Genomic DNA, 15895 nt, shown 5'->3' on the forward strand with positions numbered 1-15895 from the left:
GTCCTCCTCGAAAGGACCCCTGGACGACCGAACGCCCAGGCGAGACCGCGCGATGCGGCCTCATCCCCACGCAACTCCTCGGGCCCGGCCCCCGCGCAGGGCCCAAGGACCCAGCCCCGCGCCGAAGGTCCCGACCGTGCCCGCTACAGGCCGGAAACGCGGGCGCAACGGCCGGGCGCTTGCCGTTCCGCTGGGAGAAACGGCAGGTCAAGGGCTTGTCACAGATCAAGTTACTCATTGGTAGCCAATTGACAGCGCTCGCCGGACGGTCCTAGCGTTCCTCTCATTCGAACGGCGTACGGCTCATCCGAACACTTCGATCGGGTGTGTCGAAGGGTGCCGTCAGAGGGGAGGCCGGGCATGGCCGACGGAAACCTGGGATCGCTCCTCACCCCGGTGCGGCTGGGCGGCGTGCGGCTGCGCAACCGGGTCTTCGTTCCCGGCCACACCACCAACTTCGGCCACCACAACGAGCCCACCGCGCGGCTGGCGGCGTACCACGCCGAGCGGGCCCGGGGCGGCGTCGGCCTGATCGTCACCGAGGCGATCCGGGTCCACCCGACCAGCGCGGGGCGCAGCATCAGCCTGGGCAGCTTCGGCGACGCCAGCATCCCGGCGTACGCGGCCGTGGCCGAGGCCGTGCACGAGCACGGGGCGCGGATCTTCGCGCAGATCATGCACGCCGGCCGGCAGGCCAACGGGGACGCCACGCGCACCGCCGCCTGGTCCTCGTCGCCGGTCTCCTGGGCGGCCGGGGCGCACGTACCGCACGCGATGGGGCGCCGCGACATCGCGGTCGTGGTCGAGGCGTTCGGGGCGGCGGCGCGGCGCATGCGGCGAGCCGGGTACGACGGGCTGGAGGTCCACGCCGGACACGGCCACCTGCTCCAGCAGTTCCTCTCGCCGCACACCAACCGCCGCACCGACGGGTACGGCGGCGCCCTCGACAACCGGCTGCGCCTGACCCGGGAGGTGCTCGCCGCCGTGCTGGCCGCCGCGGACCTGCCGGTCGGGCTGCGGGTCAGCGCCGACGAGTTCCTGCCCGGCGGGCTCGACCCGGACGCGGTGGTGGAGATCGTCGCCCGGCTGCGCGCCGACTTCCCGCTCGCCTACGTCCACGTGAGCCACTCCGCCTACCACGGCAGCTACTCGCTCGCCACCCAGATGGCGGACATGAGCTTCGGCCACGCCCCGTTCCGCCATCACGCCGCCCGCTTCAAGCGCGAGTTCCCCGACCTGCCGGTGCTGGCCGTCTGCCGGCTGGACAGCCTGCCCGAGGCGGCCGAGCTCGTCGCGGCCGGCGAGGCGGACCTGGTCGGCCTGGCCCGGCCGCACATCGCCGACCCGCACCTGGTGCGCAAGGCGGCGCAGGGGCGCCAGCACGAGGCCCGCTCCTGCCTGGCCTGCAACCAGGGCTGCATCGGCCGGCTGGAGGCGAGCCTGCCGATCTCCTGCGTGGTCAACCCGGAGGTCGGCGCGGAGCGGGAGTGGCGGGACGCGTGGCGCGACCTGGCGCAGGCGGGCCGCTCCCGGCGGGTGCTGGTGGTCGGCGGTGGCCCGGCCGGCCTCGCCGCGGCGGTGGCGGCCCGGCGCGCCGGCCACCGGGTCACCCTCGCCGAGGCCCGGCCCAGCCTGGGTGGGCAGGTCGCGCTGGCCGCGACCGTGCCCGGACGGGTACGGCTGCGGCTGCTCACCGACGACCTGGCCGCCGAGGTACGGGCCAGCGGGGTCGAGGTCCGCCTCGGCCACCGGGTGGGTGTGGAGGAGGTGCTCGCCGGCGGGTACGACGACGTGGTGGTGGCGACCGGCTCCCGCCCGGCCCGGCGCCCGCTGCTCGGCGGCCCGCCGGTACGCGACCTGTGGCAGGCGGTGGCCGGCCTGGCGAGCCGCGAAGCGGGCACGTTCGTCGTGACCGACGACGAGGGCACCTGGGCGGCGGCGTCGGTGGCCGAAGCCCTGGCCCGGCACGGGGCCACGGTGCACCTCGTCTCACCGACCGCGGCGGTCAGCGCCCGGATCACCACGTACTCCCGGCTGGCGCTGCTCAAGCGCTTCGCCGACCTCGGCGTCGTCGTCCATCCAATGCGGACGGTCCGGGCGGTGGACGCAGCGACGGTGGCGCTGACCGGCCCGCTCGCCGGCGCCGACATCGTGCTCGACGGCGTCACCGCGGTGGTGGACGCCGGCACGGCGGTCGCCGACGACGAGCTCTTCCGCGCCCTGGACGCCCTGCCCGGCGGGCCCGAGGTCCACCTGGTCGGGGACGCCAACGCCCCGCGTACCGCCCTGGAGGCGGTCTACGAGGGCCGCCTCGCCGGGGCGTTCCTCGGCCGCCACGACACACCCGCCGCCGAGCGGGTGAGCCTCGCCTACTGACCCAAGGAGTGGAAATGCTCGACATCGAGGAACGGTTGACGCTCGACGAGCGTTCGGCCGTCGACTTCGTCCTCAACCTGCGCAAGCGCTGGGCGGACACCGTGTACCCGGCGCTGACCCGGGAGTACGCCGCCGCGGGCGAGCCGGCGGCCACTGTGGACGCCGCCGGCCGGGTGCTGCGCGAGCTGCCGCTGTACCCGTGGTTCAGCCACCTGGAGCGGGTGCAGCAGAAGATGCTCTGGAAGGTGGCCGGCGAGGCGGTGCTCAGCCGCCGCGAGGAGCTGGCCGAGCAGCTGGCGTCGGTACCCGCCGAGCCGGCCGGGTCGCTGGCGCTCGACCCCGACCTGGAGCTGCCGGACTGGTACACCGACTACGACATCCACATCCAGCCGGGCGGCTTCTTCTCCGACGACATGTCCGCATACGTGTACGAGTTCGGCGCCCGGATCGTGATGCTGCGCGACAACGACGGCTACAAGTTCCACCGGCTGTTCATCGAGACCGCGCTGCCGTCGATGCCGGCCGCGACCCGGGTGGTCGACATCGGCTGCGGGTTCGGCAAGAGCACCCGCCCGCTGGTCGGCCGGTACCCGACCGCGCAGGTCATCGGCATCGACCTCGCCGCCCCCGGGCTGCGGCTGGCGCACGCCGAGGCGGAGGCGGCCGGGCTGGCCGTCGACTACCGCCAGGGCGACGGCCGGGCGACCGGGCTGGAGGCGGGCTCCTGCGACGTGGTCACCGGCACGATGGTGCTGCACGAGATGCCGGCGCAGGCCATCCGGGAGACGATCCGGGAGGCGGCCCGGCTGCTCAAGCCGGGCGGGGCGCTGCGCTTCCTGGAGTTCCAGCTCACCGGCGACCCGCTGCGCGACGCGACCGTGTACGAGCACGCCGAGCGCAACAACGAGCCCTTCTTCCACGCCCTGTTCGGTTCCGACCTGGTCGCGATGTGCGCGGAGGCCGGCCTCACCGGCGCGCGCTGGGACCCGTTCGACGAGCGGACCAAGGGGGTACAGCCGGAGGGCTGGGGCGACCGCGCCGAGTGGCACTTCCCGTGGGCGGTGCTCTCCGCGACGAAGCCGGAAGCCTCGAAGCCGGGAGCCGCCGCATGAGCGAGCGGAGCGAGCGAATCATCGGGCGCAGCGCGTATGTAGCCTCATGCCCGCCCGCGGCGAAGCGAGGACGGGCATGAGCGTCGAGTTCGACTACTTCGGCGACCCGCGCTTCGGCAAGCTTCTCGACCTGGTGCTGCAACTGTCCACAGAGGTACACGTGACCCGGCAGCGCGAGCGCGTGCTGGAGGCGCTGCTGGTCCGGCACGGCGTCATCGGCGCTGGCGAGGTCGACGGCTTCGCGGCCGGCGACGACGAGCAGGTGGTGCTCGACCGGGAACGGGACCAGCTCCTGGCCCGGCTGATGCGCATCCTCACCGAACAGGGCCCCGCCGAGCACCCGCTGCGCGACCAGTGGGAAGCGGCCCTGCACGGCAAGACCGGCTGACGGTCTCGCCTCCCCACGACCCGGTCCGACCGATCTGACGAGTCAATTCGAGGGGTGTCCACATGAGATACAAGACGGGTCTGCTGCCGGCGGCGTTGGCCGCCGTGGTGGCACTGGCTGGATGTGGGGGATCCGGCGACGACGCGGGTGCCGAGCAGGGCGCGCCGGCGAAGCTCACCTTCGCCATCGCCTCCGCCGTCATCGGCCCGAAGGAGGAGGTCGCCGTCTTCGCGGTGGCCAAGGAGCTGGGCTACTTCGAGGAGGAGAAGCTCACCGTCGAGACGATCAACACCGACGGTTCGGTCGCGGCGCTGCAGGCGGTCGCCTCCGGAAGCGGTGACGTCACCGCCGCCGACACCGGTTCGATCCTCGGCGCGACCGAGAAGAACGTGCCGGTCAAGGCGATCGGCGGCCTGGTGCAGAACTGGCCGTGGGTGATCGCGGTCAAGCCGGGCAGCACGATCGCCGGCGGCGGCGACCTCAAGGGCAAGAAGATCGGCGTGATCAGCCTGGCGTCGGGCTCCGCCCCGTACGCGCGGGCGTTCGTCGCCGAGGCCGGCCTGGACCCGGCCAAGGACGTCGAGCTGCTGCCGGTCGGTGTCGGCGCGCAGGCCGCCGCCGCCCTCAACGACGGCAAGGTGGACGCGCTGGCGCTCTACACGCAGGCGTACACGGTGATCGAGAACGCCGGCACCACGCTGACGTACCTCGACAACCCGGACGTCTTCGACGGCATCCGCTCGCTGAGCTTCGCCGTCGGGGCGCGCACGCTGGAGGAGAAGCGGGACGTCTACACCCGGTTCCTGCGCGCCTCGTACAAGGCGATGCTCTTCTCCGCCAAGAACCCGGAGGCGGCGATGCGCATCGGGTACAAGGTGTTTCCGCAGATCCTGGCCGGCAAGCAGGCCGACGCGCAGATCGCCACGGACACCAAGGTGCTGACCGCCTGGCTGAAGACCGCCACGCCCACCACCGGTACGCCCGAGCAGTGGGGCGACTGGGGCGCGATCAGCGACCAGGAGTGGGCCAAGACCCAGGCGTACACGAAGCAGGCCGGACAGATCACCGGGGACGTCGAGCTGGGGAAGGTGTGGGAGCCGGGCCTGCTCGGCGCGGCCAACCAGTTCGACAAGGCCGCGGTGGTCGACAAGGCCGCCGGCTACACGGCGAAGTAGCGGCGGACGGGGAAGGGAAGTCGATGGCCATCAAGGCGATGGGACGCCGGACGCGCCCGCCGGCGGCGGAGGTGTCCGAGGGTACGTGGATCGAGGTCGCGGCCCTGGACAAGCGGTACCAGCCCCGCCGGTCGGCCCCGACGCAGGCGCTGGTCGACATCAACCTGACCGTCCGGCGCGGGGAGTTCATCTCCGTCGTCGGGCCGTCCGGGTGCGGCAAGACCACGCTGCTGAAGATCCTCGCCGGGCTCAGCCCGAAGTCCGCCGGGACGGTGCGGATCGCCGGCCGCGAGGTGACCAAGCCCCTTCCCGAGGTCGGGATGGTGTTTCAGGCGCCGACGCTGCTGCCCTGGCGCACCATCTTCGACAACGTCATGGTGCCGGCCGAGATCCAGAAGCTGGATCCGGCTCGGCACCGCGAACGCGCCCAGCAGCTGCTGGACATGGTCGGGCTGACCGGGTTCGAGCGCAAGTACCCGCACGAGCTCAGCGGCGGCATGCAGCAGCGGGCCGGGATCTGCCGGGCGCTCGTGCACGACCCGGCCGTGCTGCTGATGGACGAGCCGTTCGGCGCGCTGGACGCGATGACCCGCGAGTACATGAACGTGGAGCTGCTGCGGATCTGGCGGGAGAGCGGGCAGACGGTGGTGCTGGTGACCCACTCGATCCCGGAGGCGGTGTTCCTCTCCGACCGGGTGGTGGTGCTCAGCCAGCGCCCGGGGCGGATCGCCGAGATCGTCCCGATCGACCTGGAGCGCCCGCGCGACCTGGGCGTCATGTCCTCGGACCGGGCCGGCGTGTACGTGGACCGGATCCGCGCCCATTTCAACGCCGCCAGCGTGATCGACTGACGAGGGGGAGACCATGGCGACAACCGAGGTGGTCGGCGGGGCCCGTACGCCCGCGCCGGAGAAGCCCACCCGCCGCCGGCTCGACCTGCGCGAGCGGCCGCAGCTGTGGCTGGTACCGGCCGTGTTCGTGGTGGTCGTGCTCGCCTGGGAGTACGGCACCGAGCTCTTCTCCGTCGACGAGTACGTCCTGCCCCGCCCGTCGCAGATCTTCGACGCGCTGGGGCGCCAACTCGGCGACGGGCTGTTCTGGAGCCATCTCTGGGTGACCAGCCGGGAGGCGCTGCTCGGGTTCCTCATCGGGGTCGGCGCCGCCGTCCTGCTCGGCACCTTCATCTCCCAGGTCAAGGTGGTCGAGGCGACGCTGATGCCGTACATCGTGGCCTTCCAGACCGTGCCGAAGGTGGCCCTGGCGCCGCTGTTCGTGCTCTGGTTCGGCTTCGGCCTGACCAGCAAGGTGGTGATGGCCGCGGTCATCTCGTTCTTCCCGATGCTGGTCAACGTCATCGAGGGGCTGCGGGCGGCGGACGCGGACCGGATCCAGATGCTCACCGTCTTCGGCGCCGGCCGGGCGCAGATCTTCCGGATGGTACGGCTCCCCACCGCGCTGCCGTTCATCTTCGCCGGCCTGGACATCGGCATCGTCTTCGCCATCCTCGGCGCGGTCGTCGGCGAGTTCATCGGCGCCAAGGAGGGGCTGGGCTACCTGCTGCTGCAGACCAACTACAACTTCGACATCTCCGGGATGTTCGCGGTGCTCGTGGTGCTCTCCGTGATGGGGCTCGTCGCGCACTTCGTCATCCGCCTGCTCCAGCGGCGGCTCGCGTTCTGGGCCGAGGACACCCGGGTGATCGGCGCATGACCGATCCGTTCCGGCTCGACGGCAGGGTCGCCGTGGTCACCGGCGCCGCGCGGGGGATCGGCGCCTGCGTCGCGGCGACGCTGGCCGGCCGCGGGGCGACCGTGGCCAGCGCCGACCTCGCGGGCGCCGCGCACCGGGTGGACGTCCGCGACGCGGCCTCCTGCGCGGCGTTGGTCTCCGATGTGGTCGACCGGTACGGCCGGCTGGACCTGCTGGTCAACAACGCCGGCGTGGTGCGCCGCGGGCCGGCCGCCACGATGTCCGAAGTGGACTTCACCGAGGTGCTGGACGTCAACCTGACCGGTACGTTCCGGATGTGCCAGGCGGCGTACCCGGCGCTGCGGGCGGCCGGCGGCGCGGTGGTCAACCTCGGCTCCACCAACGGGCACATCGCGGTCAAGGGGAGCGCCGGCTACTGCGTGAGCAAGGCCGGCGTGCTGCACCTGACCCGGGTGCTGGCGCTGGAGTGGGCGGCCGACCGGATCCGGGTCAACGCGGTCGGGCCGACGATCGTACCGACCGACATGACCGCCGACGTCCGCGGCGACCAGCGGTACATGGCGGAGAAGATGGCCACCATCCCGCTGGGGCGGATGGCCGAGCCGGCCGACGTCGCGGGCGCGGTCGCCTACCTGCTCAGCGACGCCGCCGCCATGGTCACCGGCCAGACGGTCTTCGTCGACGGGGGCGTGACCATCCAATGAGCGTGAGGAGCTCCATGACGACCAGCGACCCCACGAACCCCGACACCGCCGCCGCGCTGGCCGCGGTCGACGCGCACTTCGACGAGTTCGTCGAGGAGCTGCGGGAGCTGTGCCGCATCCGCAGCCGCCGGCAGGAGCCGGCGGAGATGGTCCGGGCCGCCGAGTTCATCGCCGGCTCGGTACGCCGGTGGGGCGGCACCGCCGATGTCGTGCCGTGGGAGCAGTCCCACCCGTACGTGCTGGGCGAGATCGGCGGCGCGGGGGAGCGGGCGCTGCTGCACTTCGCCCACTACGACGTGGAGGTCGAACCGGCCGGCGACGACGCCGACTGGGTCAGCCCGCCGTACGACCCGCGGGTGCGCGACGGCCGGCTCTACGCCCGCGGCGTCGCCGACGACAAGGGCGCGCTGATGTCCCGGATCCACGCGGTCGCCGCCTGGCGGCTGGCCGGGCTCACCCCGCCGGTGACCAGCCGCTTCCTGGTCGAGGGGAAGCAGTGGCTGCACAGCCCCGGGCTCGGCTCGTTCGTGCGCGCCCACGCCGACCGGCTGGCCAGCGACGGGACGCTCTGGGAGAACTCCTGGGTGGACCGGCGGGACCGGCCGCTGCTCAAGCTCGCCGAGAAGGGCGTGCTCTACCTGCGGCTCACCGCCCGTACCCTGCCGCGCGACCTGACCAGCCAGAACACCGCGCTGCTGCCGGCCGCGACGGCCCGGCTGGCGGCCGCGCTGGCCCAGCTCCAGGAGCCGGACGGCGCGGTGACCGTGCCCGGCTTCGCCGACGACGTACGGCCGCTGACCGCGCGGGAGCGGGAGCTGCTGTCCGATGTGGACTTCGACGGCGACTTCCTGCGCCGCCGGGCCGGGGTCGAGCGGTTCACCGGCGACCTGGACGACGCGGCCGCGGCGGTCGCGATCCGCACCGTACCGACGCTGACCGTCACCGGGTTCGGCGGCGGGGACATGCGCGACGACATCACGCTCGGCGTCCCGGCCACCGCGTCGGCGAAGGTGGAGATCCGGCTCGTACCCGGCCAGGACCCCGACCGGGTGCTCGCCGCCGTGCGCGACCACCTGAAGGCGACCGGCTTCGGCGACGTCGACGTCGAGGTGATGGCGGTCAGCCGCCCCAACGCCACCGACCACCGCAACCCGTTCGTGGCGCTGGTCGCGGACGCCGCCCGCCGGGTCTACGGCACCGAGCCGGTGGTCGAGCCGTACACCCAGTGGATCGGCAACCAGGGCGTGCTGGCCGGGCGCCCGATCGTCGGCGTCGGGGTGTCCCGCGACGACTCCGGTGTGGACGGTCCCAACGAACACATCCGCCTGGACGACTACCGGGCGGGCATCAGGCACGTGGTGGAGGTCATGGCGGCGATGGGAGCACTGGCGTGAACGCGAGGGGGGCCGCGCGTCGGGGGTACGTGGACGTGCCGTGGGGGCAGGTGCACTACCGGGAGGCGGGCGAGGCCGGCGCGCCGGTGCTGCTGATCGCGCACCAGTCGCCGCTGTCGTCGGCGACCTACGACCCGGCGCTGGCCCCGCTCGCCGCCCGCGGGCTGCGGGTGGTCGCGGTGGACACCCCCGGCTTCGGGATGTCCGACCCGCCGCCGCGGCCGTGGAGCATCCCCGAGTACGCGGACGGGCTGTGGCGGGCCGCCGACGCGCTCGGACTCTCCGATGTGTACCTGCTCGGGCAGCACACCGGCGCGGTCATCGCCGCCGAGGCCGCGCTCCAGGCCCCGGACCGGGTGCGCCGGCTCGTCCTGCAGGGGCTCCCCCTCTACGACGAGCGGGAGCGGGCCGAGAAGAAGGCGTCGTACGCGCCCGGCTACACGCCCGGCCGGGACGGCGAGCACCTGCGGGTGATCTGGGACCGGGTGTACGGCCTCTACCCGCGGCTCACCCCGGAGGAGGCGGGCCGGCAGGTCGTGGAGTACCTGCTGACCGGCCCGGACTACGCCACCGCGTACCGGGCGGTCTTCGACCACGTGGTCGACACCGAGGCCCTCGCCAAGGTGCCCACGGTGCTGCTGCACGGCGACGCCGACCTGGTCCACCGGTTCAGTCCGGTGGTGCGGGCCGCGCTGCCGCACGCGCCGCTGGTCACCATCCCGGGCGGCACCGACTTCGTCGCCGGCGAGCAGCCCGAGGCGTTCGCCGACGCGGTCGCCGCCCAGCTCGGCCTGGCGGAGGCGGCGCGATGACCGTCCCGACCGCGGTGCCGCTCGACGTCCTGTACGTCGCGACCGTCCAGGTGACCGGTGGCCGGGGCGGCAGCGCGCGCTCGCTGACCGGGGCGCTCCAGGTGGAGCTGACCCGCCCGGCGCAGCGCGGTCCGGACGCGCCCGGCACCGACCCGGAGGAGCTCTTCGCCGCCGGGTACGCCGCCTGCTTCGACAGCGCCCTCGCGGTGGCCGCCCGGCAGGAGAAGGTCAGCACCGGCCCGACCAGCGTCACCGCCTCGGTCTCGCTGGGACGTACCGCCGACGAGCGGTACGCCATCGCGGTCGAGCTGGCGGTCTCCGCCCCGGACTGTCCACAAGGGGAGCTGGAACGGGTCGTGGCGGCGGCGGACCGGCTCTGCCCGTACTCCAACGCCGTGCGGGGCAACACGCCCGTGACAATCCGGGTCGACGGCCGCTCCTGAGATCGAGGATTGGACATGACCACCACCACATCGCTCGCCGAGCGCGACGAGAGCCGGATCCGCTCCGGCCTCGGCCGGGCCCTGGGCGTCATCAACATCATCGCCGAGCGGGCGCCGGAGACCCTCGGCGTCTCCACGATCGCCCGGGAGCTGGCGCTGCCCAAGGCGGTGGCGTACCGGATCCTGAAGGAGCTGGTGGCCGACGGCTTCCTCAGCTTCAACGAGGAGACCAAGCGCTACCGGCTCGGCGCCGGCGCGCTCGCCGTCGGGCTGGCCGCGCTGCGCGCCCTGGACGTGCCGGACACCGCCCGGCGCTACCTGGGCCGGCTGGTCCGCGACAGCGGCGAGACGGCGACCCTCTCGGTGCGGCAGGGCTGGTTCCGGGTCTACATCGACCAGGTGCTCTCCCCGCACGAGGTGTGCATGTCGGTGTCGCTGGGCACCCGGCACGCGCTGCACTCCGGCTCGTCGTCCAAGGCGATCCTGGCGGCGCTCCCGGACGGCGAGATCGCCGAGTACCTGGGGCAGCCGCTGGCCCGGGTCACCCCGTACACGATCACCGACCCGCACCTGCTTCGCGAGGAGCTGGCCCGGATCCGGCTGCGCGGGTACGCGGTGAGTATCGGCGAGCGGCAGAACGGCGCGGGCAGCGTGGCCGCCCCGGTCCGGTACGCCACCGGCCACGTCTTCGGCTCGATCTCGCTCTGCGGGCCGCAGGACCGGTTCACACCGGAGGCGTGCGCGGCGCACGGCGCGCTGGTGGCCGCGGCCGCCGCGGAGATCTCGGCGGAGCTGGGCTACCGGCCGCCACGGCTGGGAGGTGGCGCCGGTGAGTGACGGGCCGCTGGCCGGCATGCGGGTGCTGGACGTCTCCACGATCCTGGCCGGGCCGCTCTGCTGCCAGATCCTCGGCGACTACGGCGCCGACGTGATCAAAGTGGAGCACCCGACCGCCGGCGACAGCATGCGCGGCCACGGCCGGTCCAAGGACGGGCATCCACTGTGGTGGAAGGAGATCTCCCGTAACAAGCGCACGATCGGGCTGAACCTCTCCGCCCCGGAGGGCGCCGCCCTGCTGCTGCGCCTGGCCGAGCGGGCCGACGTGCTGGTGGAGAACTTCCGGCCGGGCACGCTGGAGCGCTGGGGGCTGGGCCCGGACGAGCTGCACAAGGTCAACCCAGGCCTGGTCGTCGCCCGGATCACCGGCTTCGGGCAGACCGGCCCGTACGCCGCCCGGGCCGGTTTCGGCACCCTCGCGGAGGCGATGAGCGGCTTCGCCCACCTCACCGGCGCCGCGGACGGGCCGCCCACCCTGCCGGCCTTCGGCCTGGCCGACAGCATCTGCGGGATCGCCGCCTCGTCCGCGGTGATGATGGCGCTCTGGCACCGGGAACGGCACGGCGGCCAGGGCCAGGTGGTCGACCTGAGCCTGCTGGAGCCGATCATGGCCGCGGTCGGCCCGAGCCCCATCGTGTACGACCAGCTCGGCGTCGTGGAGCGGCGCAACGGCAACCGCTCGATCAACAACGCGCCGCGCAACACGTACCGGACCAGCGACGGGGCCTGGGTCGCCGTCTCGACCAGCGCCCAGGCGATCGCCGAACGGGTGCTGAAGCTGGTCGGCCACCCCGAGGTGATCGACGAGCCGTGGTTTCGCAGCGGCGCCGGGCGGGCGGAGCACGCCGACGAGCTGGACGGGTACGTGGGCACGTGGATCGGCGCCCGCACCCGCGAGGAGGTGACCCGGGCCTTCACCGAGGCGGGCGCGGCCGTGGCCCCCATCTACGACGCCCGGGACATCGTCGAGGACCCGCACGTGCGGGCCACCGGGATGCTCACCGTGGTGGACGACCCCGACCTCGGCCCGATGCGGATGCACAACGTGATGTGGCGGATGTCGGCGACGCCCGGGCGGATCCGGTTCACCGGGCGCGGTCCCGGCGCCGACACCGACACCCTGCTGATCGACGAGCTCGGCTGCGACCCGGCCGAGATCGCCGCTCTCCGAGCCCGCGGCGTCGTCGCCTGACGTCGCCGCAGAGACCCTGCTGAAACGCGAGGAACCGTGACCATCACCGCCAGACCCGCCGACCGCCTGCTCGACGCCGTACGCGGCGGCGCGCAGATCTACGACCTCGGCCGGCTGCTGACGATCGGCATGCCGCAGTCGCCGAACCACCCGCCGTTCTGGCTCAGCATGCCGCGCCGGCACGGCGACGGCGTCCGGGCCGACGGCGGTTCGGCCGCCAACGACCTGCTGGTGATGGGCACCCACGTGGGTACGCACGTGGACGCGCTGGCGCACGTCTCGCACGAGGGCCGGCTGTACGGCGGGGCCGACGCCGCCGACGCCCAGGTCGGCGGCCGCTTCGCCGACCTCGGGGTGCACACGGTCGCGCCGATGCTGCGCCGCGGCGTGCTGCTGGACGTGCCCGCGGTGCTCGGCGAGGACTGCCCGCCCGGGTACGAGATCACGCCGGCCGACCTCGACGCCGCGGTGCGCCGGCAGGGCACTCCGGTCGGGCCGGGCGACGTCGCGCTGGTGCGCAGCGGCTGGGGCCGGCTCTTCGACCACGAGGACCGCACCCGCTACGTCGGCTTCGAGTCCGGCGTACCCGGGGTGAGCACCGCCGGCGCGCAGTGGCTCGCCGCCCGCGAGGTGCACGCCGCCGGCGCGGACACGATCGCGTTCGAACGCCTCCGTCCCGGCGAGGGGCACGCCTCGCTGCCCGCGCACCGGGTGCTGATCGTGGAGCACGGCGTCTACCTGGTCGAGGCGATGGCGCTGGACGAGCTCGCCCGGGACGAGGTGTACGAGTTCACGTTCATCATGGCGCCGCTGCCGATCTTCGGCGCGACCGGTTCGCCGGTACGCCCGCTGGCGGTGGTCGCCCGTGGCTGAGCCGACGCTCGGGCGGCGGGTCGCCGGGTTCGCCGCCGACACCCCCGCCGCCGCGCTCCCGCCGGAGGTGGTCGACAGCGTCCGCCGCCGGGTGCTCGACGTGGTCGGGCTCTGCGTCGCCGCGTACCCGCTGCCGACCAGCCAGGCGGCCCTGGCGTACGTGCGCGAGCAGGGCGGGCGGGGCCAGGCGAGGGCGATCGGCCTGGACGAGCCGGTCCCGGCCGCGCTCGCCGCGTTCGCCAACGGCGTGCTGGCCCACTCGCTCGACTACGACGACACCCACCTGCCGTCGGTGCTGCACCCCAGCGCCTCGGTCGTACCGGCCGCGCTCGCCGCCGCCGAGCTCACCGGCGCCTCCGGTGCGGAGGCGGTGGCCGCCATCGCGGTCGGCCTGGAGGTGTGCGTGCGGCTCGGCATGGCCGGCTACGACCGGGCCGCCGGCAACTCGGTCTTCTTCGAGCACGGCCAGCACGCCACCTCCATCTGCGGAACGCTCGGCGGGGCGGTCGCCGCGGCCCGGCTGCTCGGCCTCGACGCCGAGCGCACCCTGGACGCGCTCGGCGTCGCCGCGTCGATGGCCGCCGGCGTGATCGAGTCCAACCGCACCGGCGGCACCGTCAAGCGGCTCCACTGTGGATGGGCGGCGCACGCCGCCGTGGCCGCGGCGAGCCTGGCCCGGCACGGCATCAGCGGCCCGCCGACCGTCCTGGAGGGACGGTTCGGCTTCTTCCAGGCGTTCCTGCGCGGCGAGTTCGAGCCGGGGGAGGTGGTCGACGGGCTCGGCGAGGCGTGGGCGGTGCCGGGCATCTTCTTCAAGCCGTACCCGGCCAACCACTTCACCCACGCCGCCATCGACGCCGCGACCGCGCTGCGGCTGCGCGGCCTCCCGCTGGACGAGATCGAGTCGATCACGCTGGGCGTACCCGCGCCGGTCATCCGGACCATCGGGCAGCCGATCGACCGCAAGCGCGCCCCGCGCACCGGGTACGAGGCCCAGTTCAGCGGCCCGTACGCGGTGGTCGCCGGGCTGTACGGCGGCGGGGTGCTGGGGGTCGGCCCGGACGACTTCACCGACGCGCTCGCCAACGACCCGGCCCGCCGTGCCCTGATGGCGCGGGTCGAGGTGGTGCCCGACGCCCGCTGCGACGCCATCTTCCCCGACCAGTTCCCGGCGGTGCTGCGGATCACCACCCGCGACGGCCGGGAGTGGACGGAGGAGGTGCTCGCCAACCGGGGCGGCCCGCAGCGTCCACTCTCGACACAGGAGCTGGCGCTGAAGTTCCACCACAACGTCTCCGGCCGCCTGTCGCCCGACACCGCCGCCCTGGTCGAACGGGAGATCGGCCGGCTGGACTCGGCGCCGGACGTGAGCCGCCTCACCGGCCTGCTGCGATCCTTCGAGGAGTAAGCGATGACATCCTTCGACCTGCTGCTGCGCGACGTCCGCGCGGTCCACCACGACCGGCCCGAGCCCGAGGCGGTCGACATCGCCGTGACGGACGGGCGGATCGCCCGGATCGCGCCCGGCATCGACCCGGCGCAGGCGGCCTCCATCGTGGACGGTGGCGGGCGGCTCGCGTTTCCCGGCGTGGTCGACGCGCACCAGCACTGGGGCATCTACAACCCGCTGGCCGAGGACACCGCCTCGGAGAGCCGCGCGTCGGCGCAGGGTGGCGTGACCACCGCGCTGACGTACATGCGCACCGGCCAGTACTACCTCAACCAGGGTGGCCCGTACGCGGACTTCTTCCCCCGGGTGCTCGCCGCGAGCGAGGGGCGCTCGTACATCGACTACGGCTTCCACCTCGCGCCGATGATGAGCGGGCACATCGACGAGATCCCGGAGCTCGTCGAGCGGTACGGCGTCACCTCGTTCAAGATCTTCATGTTCTACGGCAGCCACGGCCTGCACGGCCGCTCGGCCGACCAGAACTCGTTCCTGATGATCCCGGAGGGGGAGCGGTACGACTACGCCCACTTCGAGTTCGTCATGCGCGGCGTGCAGGCCGCCCGGGAACGCCACCCCGAGCTGGCCGACCGCATCTCGCTCTCCCTGCACTGCGAGACCGCCGAGATCATGAGCGCGTACACCCGGCGGGTCGAGGAGGCGGGAGTCCTGCGTGGACTGGAGGCGTACCACGCGTCCCGGCCGCCGCACTCCGAAGGGCTGGCCGTCTCGATCGCCTCGTACCTGGCCCACGAGACCGGGCTGCCCACGATCAACCTGCTGCACCTCTCCTCCGCCAAGGCGCTCGACGCGGCGCTGCGGATGGCCGAGGCGTTCCCGCACATCGACTTCCGCCGCGAGGTGACCATCGGCCACCTGCTCGCCGACATCACCACCGCGCACGGGCTCGGCGGCAAGGTCAACCCGCCGCTGCGGCCGCGCGAGGACGTCGAGGCGCTCTGGGGGCACCTGCTCGACGGCAAGGTCGACTGGGTGGTCAGCGACCACGCCTGCTGCCGCGACGAGCTCAAGTTCGGCGAGCCGCGCGACGACGTGTTCCTGGCCAAGTCCGGCTTCGGCGGCGCCGAGTACCTGCTGCCCGGCCTGCTCACCGAGGGGCGCCGGCGCGGGCTGCCGCTGTCCCGGGCCGCCGCGCTGACCTCGTGGAACCCGGCGCGCCGCTTCGGCCTGGACGGCAAGGGCGCGCTCGCCGAGGGGTACGACGCGGACGTCTGCCTGGTCGACCCGGACGCCACCTGGACCGTGCGCGCCGAGGACTCGCAGTCCACACAGGAGTACACGCCGTTCGAGGGCTTCGAGCTGACCGCCAGGGTGACCGACACGTTCGTCCGCGGCGAGCACGTGCTGGTCGACGGCAAGGTGACCGGCACACCGCACGGCCGGTACGTCCCGCGGGCCGGGCACTAGTGGC

Annotated in this window: 15 protein-coding genes; all 15 read left to right on the plus strand. The window is 73.5% G+C overall.

Annotation, left to right across the window (positions count from 1 at the left end):
* The first annotated feature begins 360 nt into the window (after window positions 1-360).
* The 15 genes from RB614_RS14520 (at window position 361) to RB614_RS14590 (ending at window position 15891) form a co-directional block, all read left to right on the plus strand.
* On the plus strand, window positions 361-2376 hold the full coding sequence (locus RB614_RS14520) for an oxidoreductase (RefSeq protein WP_308713003.1): 2016 nt from the start codon (window positions 361-363) through the stop codon (window positions 2374-2376).
* A 14-nt stretch (window positions 2377-2390) separates the two neighbouring features.
* Window positions 2391-3488 (plus strand): class I SAM-dependent methyltransferase, encoded by a 1098-nt coding sequence (locus RB614_RS14525; RefSeq protein WP_308713004.1) that lies wholly within the window; start codon window positions 2391-2393, stop codon window positions 3486-3488.
* 76 nt (window positions 3489-3564) lie between these two features.
* A complete protein-coding gene (locus tag RB614_RS14530; protein WP_308713005.1) occupies window positions 3565-3876 on the plus strand; it encodes a hypothetical protein in 312 nt (103 codons plus the stop codon).
* A 62-nt stretch (window positions 3877-3938) separates the two neighbouring features.
* The gene (locus RB614_RS14535; RefSeq protein ID WP_308713006.1) at window positions 3939-5051 is read left to right on the plus strand and encodes an ABC transporter substrate-binding protein; all 1113 of its coding nucleotides are present in this window, start codon (window positions 3939-3941) and stop codon (window positions 5049-5051) included.
* A 38-nt stretch (window positions 5052-5089) separates the two neighbouring features.
* Window positions 5090-5902, plus strand: coding sequence for an ABC transporter ATP-binding protein (locus tag RB614_RS14540; protein WP_308713007.1), 813 nt, complete (start codon window positions 5090-5092; stop codon window positions 5900-5902).
* A gap of 13 nt (window positions 5903-5915) precedes the next feature.
* Entirely contained in the window at window positions 5916-6761 is an 846-nt protein-coding gene (locus RB614_RS14545) for an ABC transporter permease (protein ID WP_308713008.1), read from the plus strand.
* Window positions 6758-7465, plus strand: a complete 708-nt coding sequence (locus RB614_RS14550; RefSeq protein ID WP_308713009.1) for an SDR family NAD(P)-dependent oxidoreductase — start codon at window positions 6758-6760, stop codon at window positions 7463-7465. The genes RB614_RS14545 and RB614_RS14550 overlap by 4 nt, the downstream gene beginning before the upstream one ends.
* Before the next feature lie 14 nt (window positions 7466-7479).
* Complete coding sequence (locus RB614_RS14555; RefSeq protein WP_308713010.1) at window positions 7480-8859, plus strand: M20/M25/M40 family metallo-hydrolase; 1380 nt, start codon at window positions 7480-7482, stop codon at window positions 8857-8859.
* The gene (locus tag RB614_RS14560; protein ID WP_308713011.1) at window positions 8856-9671 is read left to right on the plus strand and encodes an alpha/beta fold hydrolase; all 816 of its coding nucleotides are present in this window, start codon (window positions 8856-8858) and stop codon (window positions 9669-9671) included. Before RB614_RS14555 ends, RB614_RS14560 begins: the two co-directional genes overlap by 4 nt.
* Window positions 9668-10114: an Ohr family peroxiredoxin gene (locus RB614_RS14565; RefSeq protein WP_308713012.1), complete on the plus strand. Its 447-nt coding sequence runs from the start codon at window positions 9668-9670 to the stop codon at window positions 10112-10114. Before RB614_RS14560 ends, RB614_RS14565 begins: the two co-directional genes overlap by 4 nt.
* A 15-nt stretch (window positions 10115-10129) precedes the next feature.
* Entirely contained in the window at window positions 10130-10951 is an 822-nt protein-coding gene (locus tag RB614_RS14570) for an IclR family transcriptional regulator (protein WP_308713013.1), read from the plus strand.
* Window positions 10944-12143 carry a CaiB/BaiF CoA transferase family protein gene (locus RB614_RS14575; protein WP_308713014.1) on the plus strand — a complete coding sequence of 400 codons (1200 nt, stop codon included), beginning with the start codon at window positions 10944-10946 and terminating at the stop codon, window positions 12141-12143. The genes RB614_RS14570 and RB614_RS14575 overlap by 8 nt, the downstream gene beginning before the upstream one ends.
* Window positions 12144-12179: 36 nt before the next feature.
* On the plus strand, window positions 12180-13016 hold the full coding sequence (locus tag RB614_RS14580; RefSeq protein WP_308713015.1) for a cyclase family protein: 837 nt from the start codon (window positions 12180-12182) through the stop codon (window positions 13014-13016).
* The gene (locus RB614_RS14585; protein WP_308713016.1) at window positions 13009-14424 is read left to right on the plus strand and encodes an MmgE/PrpD family protein; all 1416 of its coding nucleotides are present in this window, start codon (window positions 13009-13011) and stop codon (window positions 14422-14424) included. Before RB614_RS14580 ends, RB614_RS14585 begins: the two co-directional genes overlap by 8 nt.
* 3 nt (window positions 14425-14427) lie before the next feature.
* On the plus strand, window positions 14428-15891 hold the full coding sequence (locus tag RB614_RS14590; RefSeq protein WP_308713017.1) for a dihydroorotase: 1464 nt from the start codon (window positions 14428-14430) through the stop codon (window positions 15889-15891).
* Window positions 15892-15895: the final 4 nt, after the last annotated feature.

The sequence above is a fragment of the Phytohabitans maris genome (genome assembly GCF_031085175.1).
Taxonomy (GTDB): Bacteria; Actinomycetota; Actinomycetes; order Mycobacteriales; family Micromonosporaceae; genus Phytohabitans; species Phytohabitans maris.

What these genes read in the sequence shown, in the direction of transcription:
- RB614_RS14570 (WP_308713013.1), top strand. Translation starts at nt 10,130, where the DNA reads ATGACCACCACCACATCGCTCGCCGAGCGCGACGAGAGCCGGATCCGC.
- RB614_RS14555 (WP_308713010.1), top strand. Translation starts at nt 7,480, where the DNA reads ATGACGACCAGCGACCCCACGAACCCCGACACCGCCGCCGCGCTGGCC.
- RB614_RS14520 (WP_308713003.1), top strand. Translation starts at nt 361, where the DNA reads ATGGCCGACGGAAACCTGGGATCGCTCCTCACCCCGGTGCGGCTGGGC.
- RB614_RS14590 (WP_308713017.1), top strand. Translation starts at nt 14,428, where the DNA reads ATGACATCCTTCGACCTGCTGCTGCGCGACGTCCGCGCGGTCCACCAC.
- RB614_RS14545 (WP_308713008.1), top strand. Translation starts at nt 5,916, where the DNA reads ATGGCGACAACCGAGGTGGTCGGCGGGGCCCGTACGCCCGCGCCGGAG.
- RB614_RS14550 (WP_308713009.1), top strand. Translation starts at nt 6,758, where the DNA reads ATGACCGATCCGTTCCGGCTCGACGGCAGGGTCGCCGTGGTCACCGGC.
- RB614_RS14540 (WP_308713007.1), top strand. Translation starts at nt 5,090, where the DNA reads ATGGGACGCCGGACGCGCCCGCCGGCGGCGGAGGTGTCCGAGGGTACG.
- RB614_RS14525 (WP_308713004.1), top strand. Translation starts at nt 2,391, where the DNA reads ATGCTCGACATCGAGGAACGGTTGACGCTCGACGAGCGTTCGGCCGTC.
- RB614_RS14535 (WP_308713006.1), top strand. Translation starts at nt 3,939, where the DNA reads ATGAGATACAAGACGGGTCTGCTGCCGGCGGCGTTGGCCGCCGTGGTG.
- RB614_RS14565 (WP_308713012.1), top strand. Translation starts at nt 9,668, where the DNA reads ATGACCGTCCCGACCGCGGTGCCGCTCGACGTCCTGTACGTCGCGACC.
- RB614_RS14530 (WP_308713005.1), top strand. Translation starts at nt 3,565, where the DNA reads ATGAGCGTCGAGTTCGACTACTTCGGCGACCCGCGCTTCGGCAAGCTT.